19 protein-coding genes and 1 tRNA gene are annotated in these 23,430 nt (G+C 41.1%); 12 read left to right on the plus strand and 8 right to left on the minus strand.

The annotated features are described in order from the left end of the window. The first annotated feature begins 196 nt into the window (after positions 1–196). Positions 197–2,674 carry a glycoside hydrolase family 31 protein gene (locus ACTJKG_RS25820; RefSeq protein ID WP_172336195.1) on the plus strand — a complete coding sequence of 826 codons (2,478 nt, stop codon included), beginning with the start codon at positions 197–199 and terminating at the stop codon, positions 2,672–2,674. A 247-nt stretch (positions 2,675–2,921) separates the two neighbouring features. On the opposite strand, the gene ACTJKG_RS25825 is transcribed toward ACTJKG_RS25820, so the two are convergent. Next, positions 2,922–3,317 carry a VOC family protein gene (locus ACTJKG_RS25825; protein WP_172336194.1) on the minus strand — a complete coding sequence of 132 codons (396 nt, stop codon included), beginning with the start codon at positions 3,315–3,317 and terminating at the stop codon, positions 2,922–2,924. A 720-nt stretch (positions 3,318–4,037) separates the two neighbouring features. On the opposite strand from ACTJKG_RS25825, the gene glgB reads away from it, so the two are divergent. From glgB to ACTJKG_RS25840, 3 genes are all read left to right on the plus strand, one after another. Further along, positions 4,038–6,188 (plus strand): 1,4-alpha-glucan branching protein GlgB, encoded by a 2,151-nt coding sequence (gene glgB, locus ACTJKG_RS25830; protein WP_440740788.1) that lies wholly within the window; start codon positions 4,038–4,040, stop codon positions 6,186–6,188. Positions 6,189–6,269: 81 nt separating this feature from the next. Further along, positions 6,270–6,461: a hypothetical protein gene (locus ACTJKG_RS25835; RefSeq protein ID WP_172336192.1), complete on the plus strand. Its 192-nt coding sequence runs from the start codon at positions 6,270–6,272 to the stop codon at positions 6,459–6,461. A 182-nt stretch (positions 6,462–6,643) separates the two neighbouring features. Further along, a complete protein-coding gene (locus ACTJKG_RS25840) occupies positions 6,644–9,061 on the plus strand; it encodes an ABC transporter permease (RefSeq protein WP_440740789.1) in 2,418 nt (805 codons plus the stop codon). Between the two features lie 344 nt (positions 9,062–9,405). Here ACTJKG_RS25840 and gap read toward each other — a convergent pair whose 3' ends face one another. The 3 genes from gap to pfkA are packed head-to-tail and all read right to left on the minus strand — an operon-like array spanning position 9,406 to position 12,247. Beyond that, complete coding sequence (gene gap, locus ACTJKG_RS25845; RefSeq protein WP_172336190.1) at positions 9,406–10,401, minus strand: type I glyceraldehyde-3-phosphate dehydrogenase; 996 nt, start codon at positions 10,399–10,401, stop codon at positions 9,406–9,408. 7 nt (positions 10,402–10,408) lie between these two features. Then, positions 10,409–11,257 carry a hypothetical protein gene (locus ACTJKG_RS25850; protein WP_440740790.1) on the minus strand — a complete coding sequence of 283 codons (849 nt, stop codon included), beginning with the start codon at positions 11,255–11,257 and terminating at the stop codon, positions 10,409–10,411. A 3-nt stretch (positions 11,258–11,260) separates the two neighbouring features. Beyond that, positions 11,261–12,247, minus strand: coding sequence for a 6-phosphofructokinase (gene pfkA, locus ACTJKG_RS25855; RefSeq protein ID WP_172336188.1), 987 nt, complete (start codon positions 12,245–12,247; stop codon positions 11,261–11,263). A 130-nt stretch (positions 12,248–12,377) separates the two neighbouring features. On the opposite strand from pfkA, the gene ACTJKG_RS25860 reads away from it, so the two are divergent. Then, positions 12,378–13,070 carry an NUDIX hydrolase gene (locus tag ACTJKG_RS25860; protein WP_076374039.1) on the plus strand — a complete coding sequence of 231 codons (693 nt, stop codon included), beginning with the start codon at positions 12,378–12,380 and terminating at the stop codon, positions 13,068–13,070. Positions 13,071–13,206: 136 nt separating this feature from the next. On the opposite strand, the gene ACTJKG_RS25865 is transcribed toward ACTJKG_RS25860, so the two are convergent. Both ACTJKG_RS25865 and ACTJKG_RS25870 read right to left on the minus strand, forming a co-directional pair. Then, complete coding sequence (locus ACTJKG_RS25865) at positions 13,207–14,067, minus strand: N-acetylglucosamine kinase (RefSeq protein WP_172336187.1); 861 nt, start codon at positions 14,065–14,067, stop codon at positions 13,207–13,209. A gap of 321 nt (positions 14,068–14,388) precedes the next feature. Then, positions 14,389–15,318: a Nif3-like dinuclear metal center hexameric protein gene (locus ACTJKG_RS25870; RefSeq protein WP_440740791.1), complete on the minus strand. Its 930-nt coding sequence runs from the start codon at positions 15,316–15,318 to the stop codon at positions 14,389–14,391. 269 nt (positions 15,319–15,587) lie between these two features. Here ACTJKG_RS25870 and ACTJKG_RS25875 point away from each other — a divergent pair, with 269 nt between their 5' ends. Together ACTJKG_RS25875 and ACTJKG_RS25880 are read left to right on the plus strand one after the other, a co-directional pair. Next, positions 15,588–16,460, plus strand: a complete 873-nt coding sequence (locus ACTJKG_RS25875; RefSeq protein ID WP_440740792.1) for a hypothetical protein — start codon at positions 15,588–15,590, stop codon at positions 16,458–16,460. Between the two features lie 135 nt (positions 16,461–16,595). Further along, positions 16,596–16,669: transfer RNA gene (locus ACTJKG_RS25880), tRNA-Arg, on the plus strand. A gap of 180 nt (positions 16,670–16,849) precedes the next feature. Here the strand turns inward: ACTJKG_RS25880 and ACTJKG_RS25885 are convergent. Then, complete coding sequence (locus ACTJKG_RS25885) at positions 16,850–17,065, minus strand: hypothetical protein (protein WP_440740793.1); 216 nt, start codon at positions 17,063–17,065, stop codon at positions 16,850–16,852. Positions 17,066–17,491: 426 nt separating this feature from the next. Here ACTJKG_RS25885 and ACTJKG_RS25890 point away from each other — a divergent pair, with 426 nt between their 5' ends. Then, positions 17,492–17,845, plus strand: coding sequence for a hypothetical protein (locus ACTJKG_RS25890; protein WP_440740794.1), 354 nt, complete (start codon positions 17,492–17,494; stop codon positions 17,843–17,845). Positions 17,846–17,858: 13 nt separating this feature from the next. Here the strand turns inward: ACTJKG_RS25890 and ACTJKG_RS25895 are convergent, their stop codons facing one another. Then, positions 17,859–19,361 carry a hypothetical protein gene (locus tag ACTJKG_RS25895; protein WP_440740795.1) on the minus strand — a complete coding sequence of 501 codons (1,503 nt, stop codon included), beginning with the start codon at positions 19,359–19,361 and terminating at the stop codon, positions 17,859–17,861. A gap of 132 nt (positions 19,362–19,493) precedes the next feature. Between ACTJKG_RS25895 and yiaA the strand changes: the two genes are divergently transcribed. From yiaA to ACTJKG_RS25915, 4 genes are all read left to right on the plus strand, one after another. Beyond that, positions 19,494–19,961, plus strand: coding sequence for an inner membrane protein YiaA (yiaA, locus tag ACTJKG_RS25900; RefSeq protein ID WP_440740796.1), 468 nt, complete (start codon positions 19,494–19,496; stop codon positions 19,959–19,961). 202 nt (positions 19,962–20,163) lie between these two features. Next, positions 20,164–20,451, plus strand: a complete 288-nt coding sequence (locus tag ACTJKG_RS25905; protein ID WP_172336181.1) for a hypothetical protein — start codon at positions 20,164–20,166, stop codon at positions 20,449–20,451. A 57-nt stretch (positions 20,452–20,508) separates the two neighbouring features. Next, entirely contained in the window at positions 20,509–22,020 is a 1,512-nt protein-coding gene (locus tag ACTJKG_RS25910; protein ID WP_172336180.1) for a glycoside hydrolase family 32 protein, read from the plus strand. A gap of 332 nt (positions 22,021–22,352) precedes the next feature. Next, on the plus strand, positions 22,353–23,063 hold the full coding sequence (locus tag ACTJKG_RS25915) for a LytR/AlgR family response regulator transcription factor (protein WP_440740797.1): 711 nt from the start codon (positions 22,353–22,355) through the stop codon (positions 23,061–23,063). Positions 23,064–23,430 lie beyond the last annotated feature (367 nt).

A 23,430-nucleotide genomic window follows, 5' to 3' on the forward strand; every position in this document is an offset into this window, starting at 1 on the left:
ATTGAGCGCTCTACGATAGGCGTTCTTCGCCCTGCTTTTCACCCACCTCAATAAAAATTCGATATAAAAATTAAATTAAATTTATGAGAAATCGCGTTGAATGGCACGGTTAATGATTTTTCATTAAATCAATAGTAGTATATTGCGTAGTAAGTACACTTTATACATATTTGTAGCAGACCCCTAACCCAATTGAATGGAAAGTAATGTACCAAATGAGGAGTTGATACCTCGCAAGTTAGTTGAAGCGGAAAACATCATTGAAGAAGCAGATGAGGAGTTTCACCACCTTAATAACCCGGCCGATGCGATAAAACCCATCATCAAGAAATACCTCGGCACGCCTAATCATGCCGAGCAGTTGGGGAATAAATTCTACCTTACCGATGGCGATGCGAAAGTAGAGGTAGTAGTAGTGACCAACGAGATCATCCGGATCAGGGTTGCTCCGCATGGCGTTTTCCTGGAGGATTTTTCCTACGCTGTCCCAAAACTGGAACAAAAAGCCGCGGAATTTACCCTGTTTGAAGATGAACTGGAATTTCGCGTAGCCACTAAATCGATAAACTGTCATATCCGAAAAAAGGATTTTTTTATATCATTTTCTGACCAAAACAATCATGTAACCAGCACCGATGCTGTACCCATGCACTGGGAAGAGAATGTGAAGTTTGGTGGTTATTATGTTTTTTGTACCAAAACCTGCCACCCCGACGAAAGCTTTTTTGGCCTGGGCGATAAACCAACTGAATTTAACCTGCGCGGTAAACGCCTCAAAAACTGGAATACCGATGCCTATTCGTTCCAGTGGAACCAGGACCCGCTTTACCGTAGCATCCCTTTTTACATCAGTGTAAACGAAGGCATAGCACACGGTATTTTCTTTGATAATACCTTTAAAGCTCAGTTTGACTTTGGTGGCGAGGATACCACCAAAACCAGTTTCTGGGCCGATGGCGGCGAACTGCAATACTATTATATCCACGGTCCGCATATGATGGATGTGGTAAAAAGCTACCATATATTAACCGGAACGCACCCCATGCCACCGCTTTGGGCGCTGGGTTATCACCAATGCCGCTGGAGCTATTATCCCGAGGCTAAAGTGAAAAAGATCACCCGGGGTTTCCGCGATAACAAGATCCCATGCGACGGTATCTACCTGGATATTGATTATATGGACGGTTACCGCTGTTTTACCTGGAACCGCAAATACTTCCCTGATCCTAAAAAAATGATCAGCGAACTGGCTGCCGATGGTTTTAAAACCGTGGTGATCATTGATCCTGGAATCCGGGTCGACGATAATTATTCGGTGTTCAGGGAAGGTAAGGAGAAAAGATATTTCTGCCGCCGCAGCGACGACTATTTTATGGAGGGCCATGTTTGGCCGGGCCGCTGCCAGTTTCCGGATTTTACCAACCCCGAGGTTCGCACCTGGTGGGGCGGTTTGTTTGACGAACTGGTGCAGATGGGCGTAGCCGGTGTTTGGAACGATATGAACGAACCGGCTGTGTTTGGCGCGGGGACTTTCCCGGATGATGTACGCCACCAGTACGATGGTTTCCGCGGATCGCACCGTAAGGCTCACAATGTATATGGCATGCAAATGGTACGCTCCACCTATGAGGGTTTGCGTAACATCATGAAAAATAAGCGCCCTTTTACCATTACCAGGGCGGGTTATTCGGGCGTACAACGTTTCTCATCCGTTTGGACGGGTGATAACGTGGCTTCCTGGGAACATTTGAAGCTAGGTAATATCCAATGCCAGCGTCTTTCTGTATCGGGCATACCATTTTGTGGTACCGATATAGGCGGCTTTAGCGGCGAGCCCGATGGCGAACTGTTTACCCGCTGGATTCAGATGGGGACATTTTCACCCTTTATGCGCGCGCACTCGGCGGGCGATACCAAGGAGCGTGAGCCATGGAGTTTTGGCGAACCATTTACCGCTATCAACCGCAAGTTTATCGAGCTGCGCTATAAGCTGATGCCTTACTTTTACTCCACCTTCTGGGAGCATCACCGGTATGGCTTCCCGATATTAAGGCCGATAGTAATGCATGAGCAGGATGTGAAACTGAACCACTTCCGCCAGGATGAGTTTACTTATGGCGATAAAATACTGGTTTGCCCGGTAATGGAGCCCGGCCAAACCAACCGTAACGTGTATTTGCCAAAAGGTAAATGGTTCAACTTCTGGACGCACGAAATTGTAGAAGGCGGCAAAGAAGTAAACGTAGCCACGCCACTGGAAACCATACCATTGTTTGTAAAAGCAGGTTCGGTAATACCAGAATACCCGGTAATGCAATACGTGGGCGAGCACGAAATAGAAGAGGTGAAGCAGAATATCTACTATTCAGATTATGAGGTAAACTCCTTCCTGTTTGAAGATTACGGCGAAACCTTTGCTTACGAGCAGGATATCTACCTCGAAAAAAAGTTTGTGGTAAACGGCAACTCCCGCGAAATGACCATCCACCAAAGCATGGAAGGTTTGTACACCCCGCGCTATGAGGGCTATCACTTGAACATTATCGGACTACCCTTTAAACCCGGCAAAATACTGGCCGATGGCAAAGTGGTCAACGATTTTGTGATCAACGCCGATGGCACGGTAGAGTTTAAATTCAGCAAGAATTTCAAACACATCGAAATTTTAAAATAACAAAAAGGCCCCAAACGGGGCCTTTTTGTTATTTACCTTTTCCGCCCGTTATTGCGAGGTACGAAGCAATCTCTAAACTATTCAGAGTGAATATTTATGGTTGACCTGCTTATGTAGAGATTGCTTCGTACCTCGCAATGACGTGTGAAGAAAGTGCTTTCGCCAATGTTGGTGTTGTCACCAACATTCTACTGCTTGGCCGACGATAATAAGTTGTTGGTGACAACACCAACACTGGCACCAGGATTTAACTGAATCGCTCAACAGCTTCAGCAGAAACAGGTGTAAAAAAGTTAACCAAATTTCCTTCCGGATCGCGAAATAATAAGGAGCGATTACCCCAGGGCATTGTTGTGGGTTCTTGAATAACGTCGTTCAGGAAATCTTTAATTTTAGCATATTGATCATCAACATCTGCCACGCGAAATTCTATGATCACGCTTTTGTTATTGGCGGCCTCAGCAAAATCGTTCCCGAATAAGCTTAATGTCCGGGTACTGGCAATAGCTAAATTGCTACCGTCGGTAGTTATTTCTGCAAAGTCGTCTGTATACCATTTGGCGGTCAAACCAGTAGTTTTTTCATAAAACGGTACCAAATTTTTTATTCCGTTGGTGATAATTCTTAATGATGATAATTTCATACTGTTATTATTTGATGGTTATTTACAGGCAAACGTAAGTGTGCCTGATGACAACAGTATGTCAGGAGTATTTGCCCAAATCCTCGCCAATGTTGGTGTTGTTACCAATATTTTTCTACTGCTTGGTCGATGATAATAGTTGTTGGTGACAACACCAACAACGGCGCGAGGGTTAATTTAAAAATAGCTCATTCAGCTTATGGTCAATGTTGTTACCGCACCATACCCGGCACTATCCGAATGTCTCCGACTTCAGACTAAAAACTTCCAACTCTCAACTATTTTCCTTATCTTTATATCAGTGCCAGCCCGGGTTTTCTCCAAAAGAAAACCCGGGCTGTTTTGTTAAGGACAAAACAGGGTCAAAAATCGCGTGTTTTGAATATAGTTATTTGATAGTCAGAAAATTAATGCTTTTTAAAGTTTTTAAAACCGCTCAAAACCGGGTTGAAATTTGTTAAAAAGTGTTAAAATGGAGTTTTTTCGAGTGTTTTTCGTCGGTTTTTACCCCGGTTTTGAGCAGAAAAATGTTAAAATTCAAGGTTTAAAAAGTTTTTCCGATAACCAAAGGTTAAAGACCGGGATTGTAAAAGCAGTGATCAAAGTATAATCTTTTAAATCAAATCAAAATCTTACAAATCCTGTTATATTTGATAGCATATAAACCAAACATTCCCGTACATTGGGTTATTCTAACATACCATAACAGGTTATTATATCATGGCCAAACAAACAAAGAAAACCGAAACCCCGTTACCGGAAGCTAAACATGTAAAAGAGAAAAAAGCCGTAAAAGCGGCAGATAAAAAAGTGGCGACTCCTGCAGAAAAACCAGCGACAGCTAAAAAAGCTGCCGCGAAACCAAAACCTGCCGTGGCAGCAACACTTGTAGCAAAAGTAAAGCCGGCCGCGCCTAAAACCCATGTGATACTCAATGCTGTTGAACCCTACAGCCGTTTTACCGACTTTGATATCAGTTTGTTTAAGTCGGGTAAGCATTATAAACTGTACGAAAAATTTGGCTCACATGTGCTGGAATATAATGGAGTTATCGGGACCTATTTTTCTGTTTGGGCGCCAAACGCGCAGTATGTATCGGTTATAGCCAATTTTAACGGATGGAACCGCGGCTCACATAGCTTAAATGCCCGCTGGGATTCATCGGGTATCTGGGAAGGTTTTATCCCTAATGTGGGTGTGGGCGAAACCTATAAATATTATATCAAATCATCAACCGGCGAGGATCTGGAAAAGGCCGATCCCTTTGCACTGCGTTGGGAAGTACCGCCAAGTACGGCTTCTATTGTTGCCGACACTTATTATGAATGGAAAGATGCTGAGTGGATGGCTAACCGCCAGGAACACAATGGACTGGATAGGCCATACAGCGTATATGAGGTGCATCCGGGTTCATGGGCACGCAGCCTGGAGAGTCCGGACGAGTTTTTAACCTATACCCAACTGGCCGATAAGCTGGTGCCCTACGTCAAAGAAATGGGCTTTACGCATGTAGAGCTGATGCCAATCATGGAATCGCCGTTTTACCCAAGCTGGGGCTACCAGATTAGTGGATATTTCGCAGCCGCGTCGCGTTTTGGTGATCCTAAGGGATTAATGTACTTGGTTGAAGAATTTCACAAGGCTGGTATAGGGGTAATACTGGATTGGGTACCTTCGCATTTCCCAGGCGACGCACATGCCCTGTACAAGTTTGATGGTACGCACCTATATGAGCACGCCGATAACCGCAAGGGCTTCCACCCGGATTGGAAATCGTACATATTTAACTATGGCCGTAACGAGGTAAGGGCTTTCCTGATCAGCAATGCGCTGTTCTGGTTGGACAGGTACCATGCCGATGGTTTACGTGTAGACGCGGTAGCCTCCATGCTGTATCTGGACTATTCCCGTAAACACGGCGAATGGGAGCCCAATATTTACGGAGGCAACGAAAACCTGGAAGCTATTTCTTTCCTGAAAGAATTTAATGAGGCAGTTTACAGTCACTTCCCATCGGTACAAACTATTGCCGAGGAATCTACCTCGTTTACAGGGGTTAGTCGCCCGGTTTATTTGGGTGGATTAGGCTTCGGAATGAAGTGGATGATGGGCTGGATGCACGATACTATTGGCTACTTTAAGGAGGATCCCATCAATCGTAAGTACCATCATAACGAAATTACTTTTAGTACGATATACGCCTTCACCGAAAACTTTATGCTGCCTTTTTCGCATGATGAGGTGGTATATGGCAAAGGTTCTATGCTGCGCAAAATGCCCGGCGATGAGTGGCAGCAATTTGCCAACCTGCGTTTAATGTATAGCTATATGTTTACGCATCCAGGTACCAAGCTGCTGTTTATGGGAGCCGAATTTGGCCAGGGCGAAGAATGGAACTTTGCGCAGTCGTTACAATGGCATGTGCTGGAGTATGCCAACCACCAGGGTATGAGCGAAACAGTAAAAGCGCTGAATCATTTATATCGCGATGAGCCGGCCTTGTATCAGAAAGCATTTGACTTTAGCGGCTTTGAATGGGTAGACGGCGGCAATGCTAACGATTCGGTATTGGTTTACCGGCGTATGGGCCACCATGAAAAAGACGACCTGATGATCATCCTGAATATGACCCCGGTACCTCGTCATAATTACCGTATAGGTGTACCCGCAGCTGGCAAATGGAAAGAAATATTTAACTCGGATGCCAAAAAATTCTGGGGCAGCGGCTTAATCAATGCACCGGAAGTAACCGCCGAAGCAGTAAGCTGGCATGGAAAGGATAATTCCATTGTGATAACCCTTCCGCCATTGGGCGCTACTATATTTAAAATAGCGAAAGACGCGCCGGCCAAATATGAGTTGAAACGCTGAAGAGTTTAAAAAATCAATTAACAATGTAACCATTAATCGGTAATACCCGTTTAGTTGGGTTACATTGTTAATTGTATACCTATGAACCCGAAATTCCGTTACCTGTACATCGCTATCGGCGGTTTGCTGCTTATATCGTTAATTGTGCAGGTAATCATCACCTATCCGGAGTTTAATCCTAAAAATGTCTTGCTCAATGCAGTGCCGTCGCTGTTGTTTTTTTACCTGGCTTATAAAACCTATCACGAGAAGAAGGACAGCGAATTGATGTAAGTGTTCTTTAAATCGCTGATATTTAGTGATATGTGGTCTTGGCCCCTCTGTTCAATACTGAACAATAATTGTAACGAATCCGAACAGTTACTAAAGTTGAATTTATTTTAAATATCTGAAATTCAATAGTTTAAAATAGAGGTATGCTTTTAGCGGTAACTGTGGCCTAAACTTAATTGATTATGCTGAAAAATTACTTGCTTGTAGCTTTTAGAAATCTCTCTAAAAACAAGGCCTTCTCATTCATCAATATTGTTGGTTTGGCTATAGGTATGGCAGCATGTCTTTTAATTTTGCAATACGTTAGTTTCGAATTAAGTTTTGATAATTTCCATGCCAAAAAAGATCGCATTTACCGCATCAATCAGGATAGGTATAACAATGGCAAACTAAGTACCCAGTGGGCAGGCGGGGCATTTGCACCTGGCAGTGCTTTTAAGGCTGCTTTACCAGAGATAGAGGACTTTGTAAAGATAGTAGGCGCCGGACAGGCACTGGCCAATTACAAAGACCAGAAAATGGTGATCAAGAACGATTACTTCGCCGGTGCATCCTTTTTTAATATTTTCTCGTTTCCGCTCATCAGCGGCGATCCCAGAACCGCACTAAAGGAGCCAAATACAGTGGTGATATCCGAAGAGGTAGCCCAAACACTTTTTCACAATATTGACCCGGTTGGGCAGTCATTGATCATCAATAGCAATAGACACTTGAAAATTACCGGTGTGATGAAAAACCTGCCGGTTAATTCCCACATGAAATTTGATTTTTTACAATCATACGCCACCCTTTTAAAAGATAATCCACCCAATAAGGATTACAACCTGGATAATGCCTGGTTAAGTGATGGTTGTACAACGTATTTGCTCCTTAGGCCGGGTGTTGATCCTAAGATACTGGAAAGTAAATTTATACCCGTAGTAAAAAAGGTTTACGATGCATATAAAAGTGCAGGCGAGGGTGGGGTATATACACTGCAATCTGTACAAAGCATTCATTTATATTCTAACCGGATGCTGGAGTTTCAACCCAATGGCGATGGTAAGTCCGTTTACTTATTGTTGGGTATAGCTATTTTTGTGATCATCATCGCCTGGATCAATTACATTAACCTGGCAACTGCACGCGGTATAGGCAGAGCTAAGGAGGTGGGGGTTCGTAAAACATTAGGTTCAGCCAAAGCACAATTGATCACCCAGTTTATGCTGGAGGCCATGCTGCTTAACGGATTAGCGATATTACTCGCCGTTGTGCTAATTCTAATTTGCCTGCCTGGTTTTTCACATGTATCAGGTTTACAAATGGGCTTTGATATGTTTACCCGACCTATTTTCTGGGGATCTATGTTGAGCATATTTGTCCTGGGATCATTTTTTAGCGGATTTTACCCGGCCATTGTGTTATCATCATTCCGGCCTGTTGAGGTGATGAAGGGCAAAATACTGGCATCGCCAAAAGGAGTAGTATTGCGCAAAGCAATGGTGATATTTCAGTTTGCAGCTTCCATATTCCTGCTTATTGGTTCGCTAACGGTATTCAGGCAGTTAAAGTTTATGCAAAACCAAAAGCTTGGGGTTAAAATCGATCAAACACTGGTTATTAAACCACCACTTATTAAAGTGGATTCCTTTTACCGGGATATGAGTGCTTTTAAACAGGAAAGCTTAACACAATCTGCCATAAAAAACGTAACTGTATCAACTTCGATTCCTGGTGAACCGGTACCATGGAATGCTGGCGGTATCAAATTAACCACAGCCGACCAAAGCCAGGGTAAGCAATACCGTATCATTGGCAGCGACTATGATTACCTGGCAGCCTATGATCTAAAGCTTATAGCAGGGCGCAAATTCTCCAGAAGTTTTGGAGACGAGCCACATAGCGTAGTATTTAATAAAAAAGCGGTAGAGCAGCTTGGCTTTAACAAGCCCGAAGAAGCATTGGGAAAACGTATTGATTTTTGGGGACAGGTATATACGATTGTTGGCGTGGTTGATAATTTTCACCAACAATCATTGCGGGATGCCTATGATGCCATCATTTTTCGTTGTATTCCTGATGTAAGGGGCTATGTATCGGTAAAAATAAGCACAAGTAACTTGCCTAAAACTATTGCAGATCTCAAAAAAACTTGGTCATCTTTTTTTCCTGGCGATCAGTTTGATTATTTTTTCCTGGATCAGCATTTTAATGATCAATACCAAACCGATCAGCGTTTTGGGCAGGTATTTGGCGTATTTACAGGCATCGCCATATTTGTAGCCTGTTTAGGCTTGTTTGGATTAGTATCTTATACCATTGTGCAACGTACCAAAGAGATCGGAATCCGCAAGGTTCTGGGAGCTACAGTGAACAGCATTTTAACATTGTTATACAAGGATTTCGCGGCGTTGGTGGTCATCTCTTTTGTGGTATCGGCTCCTTCGGCCTGGTATACTATCAACAAATGGCTGCAAACCTATGCGTTTAGAGTTGATATTGATCCTTTCCTATTCCTTGTTCCGTTTTTGATTGTTATGGTGATCGCGTTTGCTACTGTGTCCTATCTGAGTATAAAAGCCGCTTTAACAAACCCGGTTAAGAGTTTAAAAACGGAGTAGCCATTTAATCTCTTATCAGCGATGATGGCGTGACACCCCTGGTAGGGGTTTGGGGAAGCAAGGATTTTGGGAGCAAAGAGTAAGGATTTTAGGAGTAAGGATAAAAAATGAGAGGTCATGCTGAATTTGTTTCAGCATCCCATAGGAAAGTTGACCTATGTTGTTGTACACCTTGCATGACTAAAAAGGAGGGCTGTCAGTCTGAGCTTGTCGAAGACTCGCGTATAAAGGCCTGCCCAACATGCTTCGACAGGCTCAGCATGACAGCCTTTTGACCCTAAAACAACAAAGCCCGCGGTAAACCGCAGGCTTTGTGATATAAATTAAAATTGATTGATCAAAAATTAGATCTTGCCGATTTCCTGTACTAGGTCGATCAATTTGTTTGAATAACCCCATTCGTTATCGTACCATGATACAACTTTAACAAAGTTGTCATTCAGGCCGATACCTGCTTTTGCATCAAAAATGGATGTACGTGCATCTCCTTTAAAGTCTTCAGATACAACTTCGTCTTCAGTGTAACCTAAAATACCTTTTAATTCGCCTTCAGAAGCAGCTTTCATAGCAGCTTTGATAGTTTCATAGGAAGCACCTTTTTTCAAACGTACAGTTAAGTCAACTACAGAAACGTCGGCCACAGGAACGCGGAATGACATGCCGGTTAATTTACCTTTTAACTGAGGTAAAACTAAACCAACCGCTTTAGCAGCACCTGTTGATGAAGGGATGATGTTTTGGTAAGCACCACGGCCACCTCTCCAGTCTTTTGCAGACGGGCCATCAACTGTTTTTTGAGTTGCAGTAACAGCATGTACAGTAGTCATCAAACCTTCTTCAATACCAAAGTTATCATCCAATACTTTAGCGATAGGAGCTAAACAGTTGGTAGTACATGAAGCGTTTGATACGATAGTTTGATCGGCTTTCAGTTCTTTATGGTTAACACCCATCACAAAAGTAGGGGTGTCATCTTTAGCTGGCGCGCTCATTACTACTTTTTTAGCACCGGCATCGATATGTTTTTGAGCAGTTTCTTGAGTTAAGAATAAGCCTGTTGATTCGATAACCACCTCGGCACCTACTTCATTCCATTTAAGGTTAGCAGGATCTTTTTCGGCAGTAACGCGGATAGTTTTACCGTTTACAACCAAATGTCCGCCTTCAACAGCAATAGTGCCTTTGAATTGACCGTGAGTTGAGTCGTATTTCAGCATGTAAGCCATGTAATCAGGCTCAACAAGGTCATTAATACCAACAACTTCAATGTCGGGTCTTTCAATTGCGGCTCTGAATGCCAGGCGTCCAATACGGCCGAAACCGTTAATTCCTATTTTCATGATTTTTTTAATTTTTATTAGAATAGTAGGTTAATAAATTATTTATAGGTTCTTTAATGATATTTGCTATTTGAAGGTTTGCTTCAGACGCAGCCTCATATAAATACTCCTGAAAGTTGGCAGCTACCGTGCCTGCAAAATGTATAGAGGCACCGGGATGTTGCTTTGATAAAGGTAGTAAATATGTTGAAATTAGCTTGCTAAAACCTTTTTTTATGACGTTTTGTAGATAGTGGTCGTTGTGGTTATCCTGGTAAAATTCGGTGAATGAGCTTAAAAATAAAGCGGGTTGTTTTTGCCTGTAAACCTTCTCCAGCAAAGTTTTTCTGTCCACATCATATTTGCTTACAAACTTTTTCTTGATGTTTGGCGGCAAGGTTTCATTCATATAGCCTTTGAGTAACTGCCGGCCCAGCCAGTTGCCGGATCCTTCATCGGCCAGGATATAGCCCAGGCCGTAATTGTTGTCCAGTACTTTTTTACCATCATACCAGGCCGCGTTTGAGCCGCTGCCGCAAATACTGATAATGCCGGGCGAGTTTTTACAACAGGCAATAGCCGCTGCTGTAATATCGTGCTCAACTACTACCTTGCCAAATTTAAAAAAGGCTGATAGCGCGTTGTGCACAATTTGCCGGCGTTCATCGGATGAGGCTCCAGCGCCAAAAAAATAGATACGTTTTATTTCTTCGGCGTGGTGTATCAGGTTAATATTTTTGTTGAGTAGCTGCAGGATATATTTCTCGTCGTTAAAATAGGGGTTGATACCATTGGTTTTAAACGAAGCAACAGTTCGGCCTTTATCGGCAAGGCGCCAATGTGCAAAATACGATCCGCTATATACAACTGCAATCATTAATTATATCGATAATATATCTGCCATTTCCAAAAGATCAGCCTCCAGCTTAAATTCATGATGGTTAAGGGCTTCTTCCAAACTGGTAAGCAGAATATGGTTGGCCTGCAAACCTACCATTTTTTGTGTTTCGCCCGCAATTAACGCATTTACAGCGGCATAGCCAAGTCGGCTACCCAAAATACGATCAAAACTTGATGGGCTGCCACCTCTTTGCAAGTGGCCTAATATAGTTACTTTAATATCGTAATCTTTAACTTCTTTTTGAACAGCTTTGGCTACATCGTATACACCGCCGTTTTTGTCGCCCTCGGCCACAATAACAATGCTTGATGATTTTTTGTTGGATGAACCATCCTTCAAATTCTTGATCAGATCTTCAATCGCGGTTTGTTTTTCCGGAAGAAGAATAGCCTCGGCACCACAGGAGATACCTGCACGCAGGGCTATAGCGCCAGAATCGCGACCCATTACTTCAATAAAAAATAAACGATCGTGGGCATCGGCTGTATCACGTATCTTATCAATAGCTTCAATAACGGTGTTGGTAGCCGTATCAAACCCCAGAGTATAGGTGGAGCCGCACAGATCGTTATCAATGGTGCCCGGTACGCCCATAACGGCAATGTCCGGATACTTTTTTGAAAAACGCAGCGCGCCGGTAAATGTACCATCGCCGCCGATAACCACCAGGGCATCAATGCCGTGTTCTTTTAGGTGTTTATAGGCGGTGGCCATGCCTTCATCTTCTTTAAAAGGCAAACAACGGGCTGTTTTTAAAATAGTACCTCCCAAATTAAGTATGTTACTTACCGAGCGTCTGTCCATATGGTACATGTCGTTCTCGATAAGTCCTTTGTAACCTTGCCTAACACCAACAACCTCAAGGCCATTATATAGTGCTGTTCTAACAACCGCCCGTATACAGGGATTCATGCCGGGAGCATCGCCGCCAGAGGTTAAAACCGCAATTTTTGAAATTTTCTGCATTTTTACATTACTTAGATTTGCGCTACGAAGATAGTGTGTGTAAATTACACCATTAAATTTTATTTGTTTTTTTTTGGATTCGCGATTAAGGTCATATATTTAACAATTAAACTTAAATCCCAGTACCGTTTTGGAAGTAATGCTACCCAAGTTTGATTCCGTATTCTCTATTGACTGCGTAATTTTTGGTTTTGAAGCCGGCGAACTTAAAATTTTGCTCATTGAACGTAACGAAGAGCCCTATAAAGATGAACTCGCGTTGCCTGGTTATATTGTGGAACAAGATGAAAGTATTGACGATGCTGCCGAGCGTATCTTATATGAGCTAACCGGTTTGCGCGATCTGCACATGCAGCAATTCCACACCTTTGGCGAAGTGAACAGACACCCTCAAGGGCGCGTTATCACTGTGGCTTACTATGCGCTGATTCGTATAAATGGTCAAAAAGAACTACGCCCGGTTACCCAGTATGCCAAAAAAGCTTTCTGGCACCCAGTCAATGAATTGCCCAAACTTGCGTTTGATCATAGTGAGATATTTAATACCGGATTTAACAAGATCCGCAGAAGGTTACATTATCAGCCGATAGCGTTTGAATTGCTGCCAGAAAAGTTTACGTTGACACAGCTGCAATCACTTTATGAAGCTGTTTTGAGTAAAAAACTGGATAAACGTAATTTCAGAAAGAAAATGCTGAGCTACGGATTCTTGAAGGAGCTTGACGAAAAGCAAAAAGGTGTATCCTACCGTGCCGCCAAATTATACAAATTCGATAAACGTAAATACGGCAAAATATTCCAGGGCGAAATGAATATTGGATAAGTAGGAGAGAGAATCAAGAAATTAGAGTCAAGAATCAAGAGAGAAGGCGAAAACTTTAAATAAAAAACGAAAGGCCCGGAGATTAATTTCCGGGCCTTTTTTATCTTGATTCTTGACTCTTACATCTTGCCTTTTTTTACAAAGAGCTTGGAGCCAGTTCCAGGTGGTATTTTACCAGGTTATCTATAGGCGAGCGGATTATGCTTCCTACAACCATGCCGTTTTCGGTAGCTACTTCTTCCAAAACGTTCCTGAAGTTGTAACCAACTGAGCCGATACAGTTAAAAGTATATTTTTGATAATCTGGGTAATGTGTTACCAGGTTACGGAAAAAGTCTTCAAATGAGGTACGTACCAGGTTACGTGAGTATTCGATGTGTACGTTGTTATCATAAACAAACTTGCTGAAGCTCGCGCAAAAACGATTTGCACGTGGCTGTGTATAAACCTGCTCGTTTATATCATCGGGTGTAAGCTTAAAGGTTTCCCAAAACAGGTTGCGTACCGGCTCTGGCATGTAACCACGCAGGTAATCAACCAATAATTTTTTGCCGATATAGCAACCACTACCTTCATCGCCCAAAATATAAGCGCCTGAGTCAATGTTGTTGATCACATCTTTACCATCATAGATACAGGTATTGGTACCGGTACCTAAAATGGCTGCAAAGCCTTCATTGTTACCCAACAGGGCGCGGGCCGCGGCAAGCAGGTCATGACCAATGTTCACCCTTGCTTTAGTGAATACAACCTTCATGGCTTCTTCAACAATTTTACGCATCTCGGGTGTTGAACAGCCGGCACCGTAATAATTTACTTCGGTTATTTCATCCTTCTCGAGGTCGGTTGGCAAACTTTCATTTAAAGATTGTATGATATATTCCGTACTTGAGAAATAAGGGTTATAACCCTCAGTGTTAAAATACACTTTTTTACCTTCTTCGGTAACCAGACACCAATTTGTTTTAGTTGAGCCACCGTCAGCAATTATGATCATAAATTAAGTTTTATTAAAAAAAATTGGGTTAAAAGTATGATTAACTTATTGTAAAAAAAACACTTTCCATTTTAAAAAACAAAAATTGCGATTTTCAAGTCAATAATGCTTTGTTTTTGCATAAATTATCACTCAAAAATACCTTAAATACCAATGTTGATACATGTTTTATCAAAAAACTGCTAATTATAACAAGTGTATGATTAACATGTAATTAAGGCGCCGGTAATTAAAATACTTAATTTGCAATTGTACGTAATGTTAAATTATTTAGCAACAAATAATGTCTACTCCTACTTAATTATCTGTTGCGTTTTACAACTACCAAAATGACAATGAATTGTTGGATGGTATATGGGTTATTTTAATGCCCGGGAGCTTTTCTTTTAGCCAGGTTGCCATAAATTCAGATCCCGGCTCTTCACTGGCGATATGACCCAGCACAATGAGTGATAACTTTTTACCTTTTGCCTGGGCGTCCCGTGCATATTCGGCGGTTTCCCATTCCTGTATTTCGCCGCATATCAACACGTCGGGTTTTTCTTTGCTCATGGCTTGTATCTGCCTTGTGCCGCCGGATGCGCCGGGCATTAATAATATTTTCTGGCAACTTTGCTTCGGGTCACCAATATATCTCACCTTATCGATAAATAATTTCTGTTTCAAATGCCCAATTAATGAGCTTAAGGTAGTTGCCGGAAGCATCATTACGCTGGTGGCAGCCGAATTATAATAACCTTCCCAGTCAAGCTGTTTTAATAAGCCCATCCGTACTCCATCCGGATTAATACTGTGAATATAATCATGATTACGCCATACGGCTATGTTATGTTGTTTGAGCAGCTCGGCCTTATAGCGGTAAACATCGTCATTGGCCAGCCAGATGGTTTCGTCCTGATGGTTATAAAACGTGGGCTCATGAGCGATGATAAAGTTGGCTCCTAAAGCAATAGTCTTTCTGATCACCTCGATGGTAGCAAACATGGTAGTAACAATGCCGATAACCTGAATATCGCGGCTGCCTGCTTTCAGGGTATCAACGGTATTGCTGATAGGGGCTCCCGGTACCTGGCTGATGAACATGTCCATAACCTCGCCAACGGTGACAGGCGCAGCGAAAAAGTTATCCGCATGACTTATTACCGGAGATGCCATTAAAGCGGCAACACCAGCCACTTTAGTAAAATTATAAATAAATTTTCGTCTGGACTGATCCTGATTTAAACGAAAGGGATAGTTTGGTGTGCTCATGATATTTGGTAATGGTGCAAATCAAATATAAAAAATAGCTGAAGGGTTTGTGCGTAATATTTTGCCCGATAATTTTCCCCATAGTCCATTGTTTTACTCATGTTAATGGTGGTATGTATCATTCCTTAAACCGTATATCATTGCCTTACGGTTAAATTGACTTCTTTCTTTAGTTAACGGGCAAACGGCATTTCAATTGCTTACTTGGCACAAAACGCACAATTATCTAATTACAGCATATAAAGAAAAAACTACACCTTACCCTTATCATGAAACTAAAGTTAAAAAGCCTTCTTATTGTATTAGCGTGTATCGCGCTATTTTACACAGCCTGCAAAAAAGAAGTTAAATTAAACCCCAAGGCTGAACCACCAACACCGGTCTCTAAGGTCGACACCATGAGTCTTGCTGCCAGCCAGATCATCAGAAATGTAACACAGACCCTGTCTGGCGCTTATGGAGGTATCGACATTAATAAGGGACTTATTCTGCCCAATCTTACCACCACCAAGCAATCAAAACCCCGCATATCGGGGCTTGATAGCCTGTGTTCCTTTTTTCCGGATACTGTGGTAAATTATAAAACAGTTATTGGTGATACCATCACCTCACAAACCAGCGGATTATTTAAATTTTATTTTAGTTGCATAAGTGATACTATACGAATTCCGGATATGAAACCCTATACTGTTTTCAGGTTATTAAACGGATACGTAGCCTATGACTCCCTGTCAACAACCGGTCAAACCCCAGGTGGCTTGTTTGTTCATAATATAAAAGCCTTTTATCAGGCAAATGCTTTTGATTTTACCGCACCTCTGGCTGTTAATGGCAGCAGCAGTAAACTTATTTCTTTTAACGGAAGTGTTAAATCATTTGTTGATACCGCATCAAGTAAGAAAACATTAAATCCTTCATCTGTACATGCTTATTATACATTGAAGGATGTAAGTATTGATCTGTCAAAAAATAACGATATTACCAGAGGGACTATAACTTTTGCTGCAGTAGGCGAGACCAATAGTGTCAAGTGGTATTATGAAGGTCTTGTTACTTTTTTAGGCGATCATAAAGCAAGCGTAACCATTAAAAATAAAACCTATAACGTTGATTTGCTTACAGGTAAGATAACCAAAGCTTAGCCACCAAAAATGTTGTTACGTTTTAAAAAAAAGAATGCAATAAGCGTAGTTTGCGCTTGAATCATAACAGAATTCAAAAATTTGATTGACATTTCCGTATAATTTTGCATCTTTGCACCGCGAAAAAGTCGTGATGGTCCTATAGCTCAGCTGGATAGAGCAACAGATTTCTAATCTGTAGGTCTTTGGTTCGAATCCAAATGGGATCACTTATTTAAATTAAAAGCCTTTGATCGAGAAGATTAAAGGCTTTTTTGCTGGATAAATCTTCCTGATTTCAGACTTGAAAAGACTTTGGTTCGGGTTTAAATGTGAGTTCATTAGTTATTGCGGCGGTGATAACACCAACCACAGGCTAATCATTGTTTAAATGACTAAAGCATAAAAACCTATTTTTCACTTTTTAAAAATCTCCATTCTTTAAAAGGTACGTTCAATACCGATCTGTATTCCTGGTCATTAATCAGCTCCAGTACTTCATCCAGTAAGTGTTCCAGTTGCCAGCAGCATTCGCTGTACTTATTCTCAGGGGCATAGCCATGCTGCTTCCATATTAAGCGTTGTAGTTTAAGTCTATCATTTAAAAGGCCTATCAGTGTAGCCATTAATTGAATTGTCATTGCATTAGGCCTTTCCGCTCTCTGTAGCACTGTAGAATGCTCGCTTTATATGCGCAGTCCCCGATAAGATGATCTGTTTTATTTTTAAGATTTTGTTGTATAAATGCTGCATTAATTATGGTATTGTGTTGTTTTTTGCTATAGCTATATTCTTTAAATGATCGCATTGCTGTCCATCTGCTTTCATTTATACTATATCGCTTCCTATAAGTCGGAATGGTAGCCTTAGTATACTTAAGAGTCATCTTTAATTTTAATTCAATTAGTATTTCTTTTGCAGGCATAATATCAAAGTGTTATTTCATGTGTGGTATAAGTGTGGTGTTGATGTGGTAAATATGTGGTATTTATTTTGATAATAAAACACTTTTTGAAGAAAAAATGCAACACTCTGTGGAGTACATTTGTTTCATGCCTCATAAGGGAGAAATATTAGAAAGAGCAGTTAGGAAAACTGCTATCAGTATATCTGAATTAGCCCGTAAAGTGGACTATGATAGAGGCACTATATACCGGCATTTTAAGGATGAGGATTTAGAGGATTCAATCATTTTAAAATATTCTAAAGCATTAAAAAATGATTTTAGGAAAGAGTTTCCACAACTCCCTTTCTATGGTAATTTACTACAGGAGCCATTAAATGAATACCGCGCCTTAACGTTATCGGAGGCATTGCAAGAGGCTGATATGTGGAAGGAAAAGTATATAAGCCTACTGGAGCAATACAATAATTTGCTTAAAAAAATGGTAGATGAGGATAAATAAACCCGAATGCGTACTATTGCGAATCATTGTTGTTCTGCAGGAGTGTTAGAGCAACTTTATAAGCCGTTTTTTTCTCCCAGCGTGCTATTAACCAAGTAATAAAGCTTAATGTAAAAATGTCGTTATTGCCCACCTCATCAAGTAGTCTAAAAACTGTCTTTCTATAAACCTCGTCAAAAACTACATCGGGCTTTAGCAGGTACTTTTCAACTAGTTTCAGAAACAATAGTACGTGGTCTTCCGAAGTTTTTAGCAGATACTTCTTATATCGCCGCCGGAAGCTGTTTAACCTGGACATGGCAAGCTCGGTGTTGGAGAATTGCGCATGGATTAAAATTTCCATTAAATTTTTTCTAATAGTCCATAACATGCCCATTTTCTTTTCGTACCAGGCATCAGTACGGGTTAATAAAGTCAACTGTTTCAAGCTTCTCTGGTCATTACACAAGGCTAAAAACATAACTATGCATATTCGTAAATCCTCTATATCTTCTGGTTTAGACCTATGCTTTGTATTGGAGAGTGATTCCTGCAATAGCGAGATTGCGTCGGTTGCGAAGCCTGTAAAGAACAGGTTAAGTGCGGTGAGTAACTGATGACGTAAATAAAACAGCGTATAATAGCGATTATCAGTCGCCATTAAGTCCATCATTTCCTTAAGATAAGATGTACTTCCGGCGAAATTCTTTCGCCGCAGATGGAAGTTAGCTAAAAAGTACAAGATGGATATATGATAAAAAAGATACGATTGTTTTTTATGCACCTGACCCTGCATAAATTGATTCGTTCGATTGATATAATGCTCTATCAATCCATAATTCTGTTGTATCGCTGCATATTCATTCGCGATGAAAAGGATTTGATAGATGGACTTATAGGTCATCAGGTCCTGCGCAGAAATTTTGTATTTCCGGATCGTTGTTAACATCAAAGTTGTCAAATTAACGATCTTGCCTTTCAGCTGTATTTCCTGCAGCTCCTGCCTTAAAAAGGCATAGGCCATATTGAGCTTAGCTTCACGTTGCATAAGCAACTGGTTCTGCATAAAGCGCGTAGTTAAAGCTTCGAGATCTTCAGTTCCCGGTAGATGGGCATACTGCAGCTTTAAAAGTAACAGCTCATTCAATAAATTGAACTGTTCCAAATCTTCAGCCAGCCGTTCAGCTTTATCCAAACACTTGAACGCTACCTTCACTACGTCATTTTCCAATAAAAAACGCCCCACTACCACCAAACGCAATGCGTCGTACGTATCAGAATGGCTGCTTTCAAAAGTTTTCTGCGATAAAAATAGCAGCAAATTGTCCTGCAGTCTTTTGCGCAGCGCATGGTAGGCATCATTATTTTTCTCCGAATTGTATAACTTGTTTAAACCAATGATATCGTCAGTTTCTATCAAATCAAGTAACTGTAAATTTTTTACATCAGTCCTTTTATTTTTTCTTTTCAAAAACTGTTTAAATAGCTTTTTATCGTTACTATTGAGCAGATTGATCAACTCTGAAAGTGAATCCATATACTTGTATTAATGCATGTAAAGGTATAATAATTGTAAAATTATATCGTCAGTAATTTTCGAATTATGATTTTTTAAGATCCGCTTTATGCCCCACATTTGCTTCCATATTAATCAATAAAACAAATAAATATGGAACCGCTACAAAACAAAACAGAAGAAAATTTATCCACCGGAAAATATGGTGAAAAAGTTAGAAGCCCGTTTAAACCAACCGGCGCATTTATAGGCGCCTCCTGGTTTGCCCTATTAACAGGAGTGGTGGGATATTGCATTGGCTTATGGAATGCAACTATGGAGCTGAATGAAAAAGGCTATTATTTCACCATTTTATTATTTGGTTTATTCGCAGTGATCTCCGTACAAAAAAGCGTAAGGGACAGGTCTGAAGGACTTGCCGTAACAGACCTTTACTATGGCTTGAGCTGGTTTGCCACTATCGCTGCAATGATTTTATTAACGATTGGCCTGTGGAATGCCGGTCTCGCCCGAAGTGAAAAAGGTTTTTACGCCATGTCATTCTGCTTAAGCATGTTTTCGGCCATTGCCGTACAAAAAAATACCCGCGACGCAAAGATGTTTGAGGGCAAAGAGCTGTAACGTAGCGGTTGCCACCCCCGCAGTGCCTTGCCTGGCAAGCCTGCGGGGTTTATTTAAGCGCGTTATTAATTGCGGCTATTATTTTACATTACCTATAACCTGGCCCTGGAATAATCTACCAGGGATCACAGAAGTCGTTTTACTTTGGTAAGGCGGCTTTTTTGTTTTCATACACAAGCTGATTTCTTTATTTTAGATCCCTATGAAAACTTTAAACGAATTTAAAGAATCATTAAATTCAGAACTGCCCATCGGCGGGCTCTCTATACAGTTGAAAAGCCTTTGGTATGATGGCAAAGGCGATTGGCATAAGGCACATGCCCAGGTTGACCAACTCAACGACCAGGCTTCAGCATGGGTTCATGCTTACCTGCACCGTAAAGAAGGGGATATTTGGAATGCCGATTACTGGTATGGCAAAGCAAAACAAATTCGCCCAAACCTGTCTTTAGAGGAGGAGTGGGAGCAGTTAGTATTAAGATTTCTTTGATTGAATAAATTGCACTTCACACGTTACCTGTTGAACAGGAATGTACAATTATAAACCATGAACAAAATCAAATTCTTAAGCCTGGCTCTGGTTGCTTTAACCGGAACTTTGTTTGCCCAGGAGAAGGTAGTGCCAACACCCCAATGGCGGCCCGTATATCATTTTACGCCGTCAACCAACTGGACAAATGATCCAAATGGATTGATATTCCTGAACGGGGAATTTAATTTGTATTATCAGCATAATCCCTTTGAAAATAAATGGGGGCACATGAGCTGGGGCCACGCTACCAGTAAGGATCTGATAAGCTGGAAGCACTTTCCGGTTGCCATTCCAGAGATAGTGACCAAAGATACTACCACTTGGATCTATTCGGGATCGGCGGTGCTGGATAAAAATAATACGAGTGGGTTCGGTAAAAACGGCAAGCCACCATTGGTTGCTATTTTTACGGCCGATCAGCCAAAACAGAAAAAAGAATCGCAATTTATTGCTTATAGTAACGATGGCGGCCTAAGTTACAAGCAATATGCAAAAAATCCGGTTATTGATTTGAACATGCGCGACTTTCGCGATCCTAATGTTTTCTGGTATGCGCCAACTAAACAATGGATAATGACCGTAGCGATGGTTGATGACCATATGGTGCGTTTTTATGGTTCAAAAAATTTAAGGGAATGGACTAAACTAAGTGATTTTGGGCCAGCGGGTTTTACAAAAAATGGATGGGAGTGCCCTTCACTATTACCATTGGTGGTTGATGATAACCCTGCTCATATCAAATGGGTGCTTTTGGTATCATCAGGGGGCGAACATGGCCCATTGATGCAATATTTTGTAGGCGATTTTGACGGGACAACTTTTAAAAGTGTTAATGATAACCATAAAGTGTTAACTGTAGACTATGGTGATGCCTTTTACGCTGCAATAGCCTGGCGGGATGCTCCACAGAATAAAAAAGTACTTTTAGGCTGGCTCCAGAATGGCAGACCGGAAACCTATCCCTGGAAAGGGCAAATGTCTATCCCCCGCGATCTTTCCTTAAAAACTACCAGCGAAGGATTGGTGTTGAATCAATCTCCATCGGTATTTGTGAACAGGTCTTTGTCAAAGTATACAAAGGGTCTTGCAATCGAAAAAAAGAACATCAGTATAAATAGCCCGGGCTTGGCGCTACACAATGGAGGAAACGCGTATTGGATAAATGCTGAATTTAATATTAAAAACAGTAAAAAGATAGGATTTAATATAGCGGAAAAGGCGGGTACCGATAAAAAGATATTGGTGGGCTATGATGCCGAAAAGCAGCAGCTTTTTATAAACTGCACGGGATCAGAAGAAAACAATAAATCGCCAGAAAATCTGATCCAAACCGCTCCAATGAAGGCGGTCAACGGAGTGGTGAGGATTAAGGTATTACTTGATCAATCGTCACTTGAAGTGTTTGGTAATGATGGAGAAAAGGTTATTTCGACCATGGTGTATCCGGATAAAGATGCTCAAAGTTTATCTCTGTTTTCGGATGGAGAGACGGTACTTAAATATTTAAAGGTTAGTTTTTTTAACTAATATCTCCCTTAAGTTAGTAGCCAATCATAATGGAATATTATGGAGGGCCTTAACCCGGTAATGATACATCGTTACCGGGTTTTGTTATAGTTTATAGCGTAATTTAGCCTATTCATAGGGCTTTTATCATCATCTGCCAGCTTATCATTTCCTTATTTTTTACGAAAATATTAGTTTATATATTGAATATTATTTAATCTGAAGTTAAGTATTTTTCATATATTCCCAGATGTTTTAGCCAACGACAAGAATGAGCATTGGGAATAAGGGGCGGAGGAATTGATTTTTTGTACAAGCTAACATCATAGCATTCATGACCAATAGACCTTGATATGATAAACTGTATTGTATTAGATGATGATCCGGCTGTCCTGTTTTCCTTAAAACTCTATGTTGAACAAACGCCCTTCCTGCATTTAGTTGCTGCTCACTCAAATCCTTTAGATGCACTGAAAACGTTGCAAGCGGCTGATGTACAGCTAATCTTTATAGATATTTTTTTACCCGAGATCAATGGACTTGAATTGTCGCGGATGATCACCTCGTTTATTGATCCGGTACCGCTTATCGTGTTTGTAACCGCCTATGAGAATTACGCTATGGACGGTTACAAAGTAAATGCGCTGGATTATTTAATGAAACCTATTTTTTATGAGAGTTTTTTGGCGACTGCCTGCCGGGCTAAAGAGCGGTTGGAAAATAGAACACGGGTTTATAACGATAGAGACTACTTGTTTTTACGGGTAGAATATGAGTTGCAGAAAGTATATCTTAAAAATATTCTTTACCTGGAGAGCTTCAAAGATTATGTAAAGATATTTACCAACTATCAGGACACCTTTATCAAATCACTCACAACAATGAAAAGCCTGGCCGAGAAATTGCCGGCAGATTCCTTTGTTCGCATTCACCGCTCTTTCATAATATCTGTAGATAAAATTGATAGTATAACCAAAACGTCGGTCCGGATCAGGAATATGGTTATTATGGTGAGCGAACAATATAAGGCCGATTTTAGAAAGATCACGGGCCGGTGGTTTTAAAGACTACCATAAGCCGTTTGTTTTTAACGGCTGTATCTGCCTTTCTGTCGATGAAGAATCAGTGAGTGTCGAAAGTTAAAAACAAACCATCTGATGTGCTAATTTTAGTATTAGATATCAACCAGGATGCTACTTTCAGAGGAGGCGGTGTTGTTAAAATCGGGTCGGTATTTATCACTGAATGACGCAAAGTGCCACGAAGTAAATAGCCTATTACACGCTTTAACCCCAGGCCTATATGATGGAACTTTTACACTCTTATCACTTTCTATACAATGTGTTAATACTGCTTGTATCCACTCTTATAACCAGGTTAACCATCCCGTCCATATTACATGTGGCGCGGGCACGTCATTTATATGATGAT

Source organism: Mucilaginibacter sp. 22184 (genome assembly GCF_052045695.1).
Taxonomy (GTDB): Bacteria; Bacteroidota; Bacteroidia; order Sphingobacteriales; family Sphingobacteriaceae; genus Mucilaginibacter.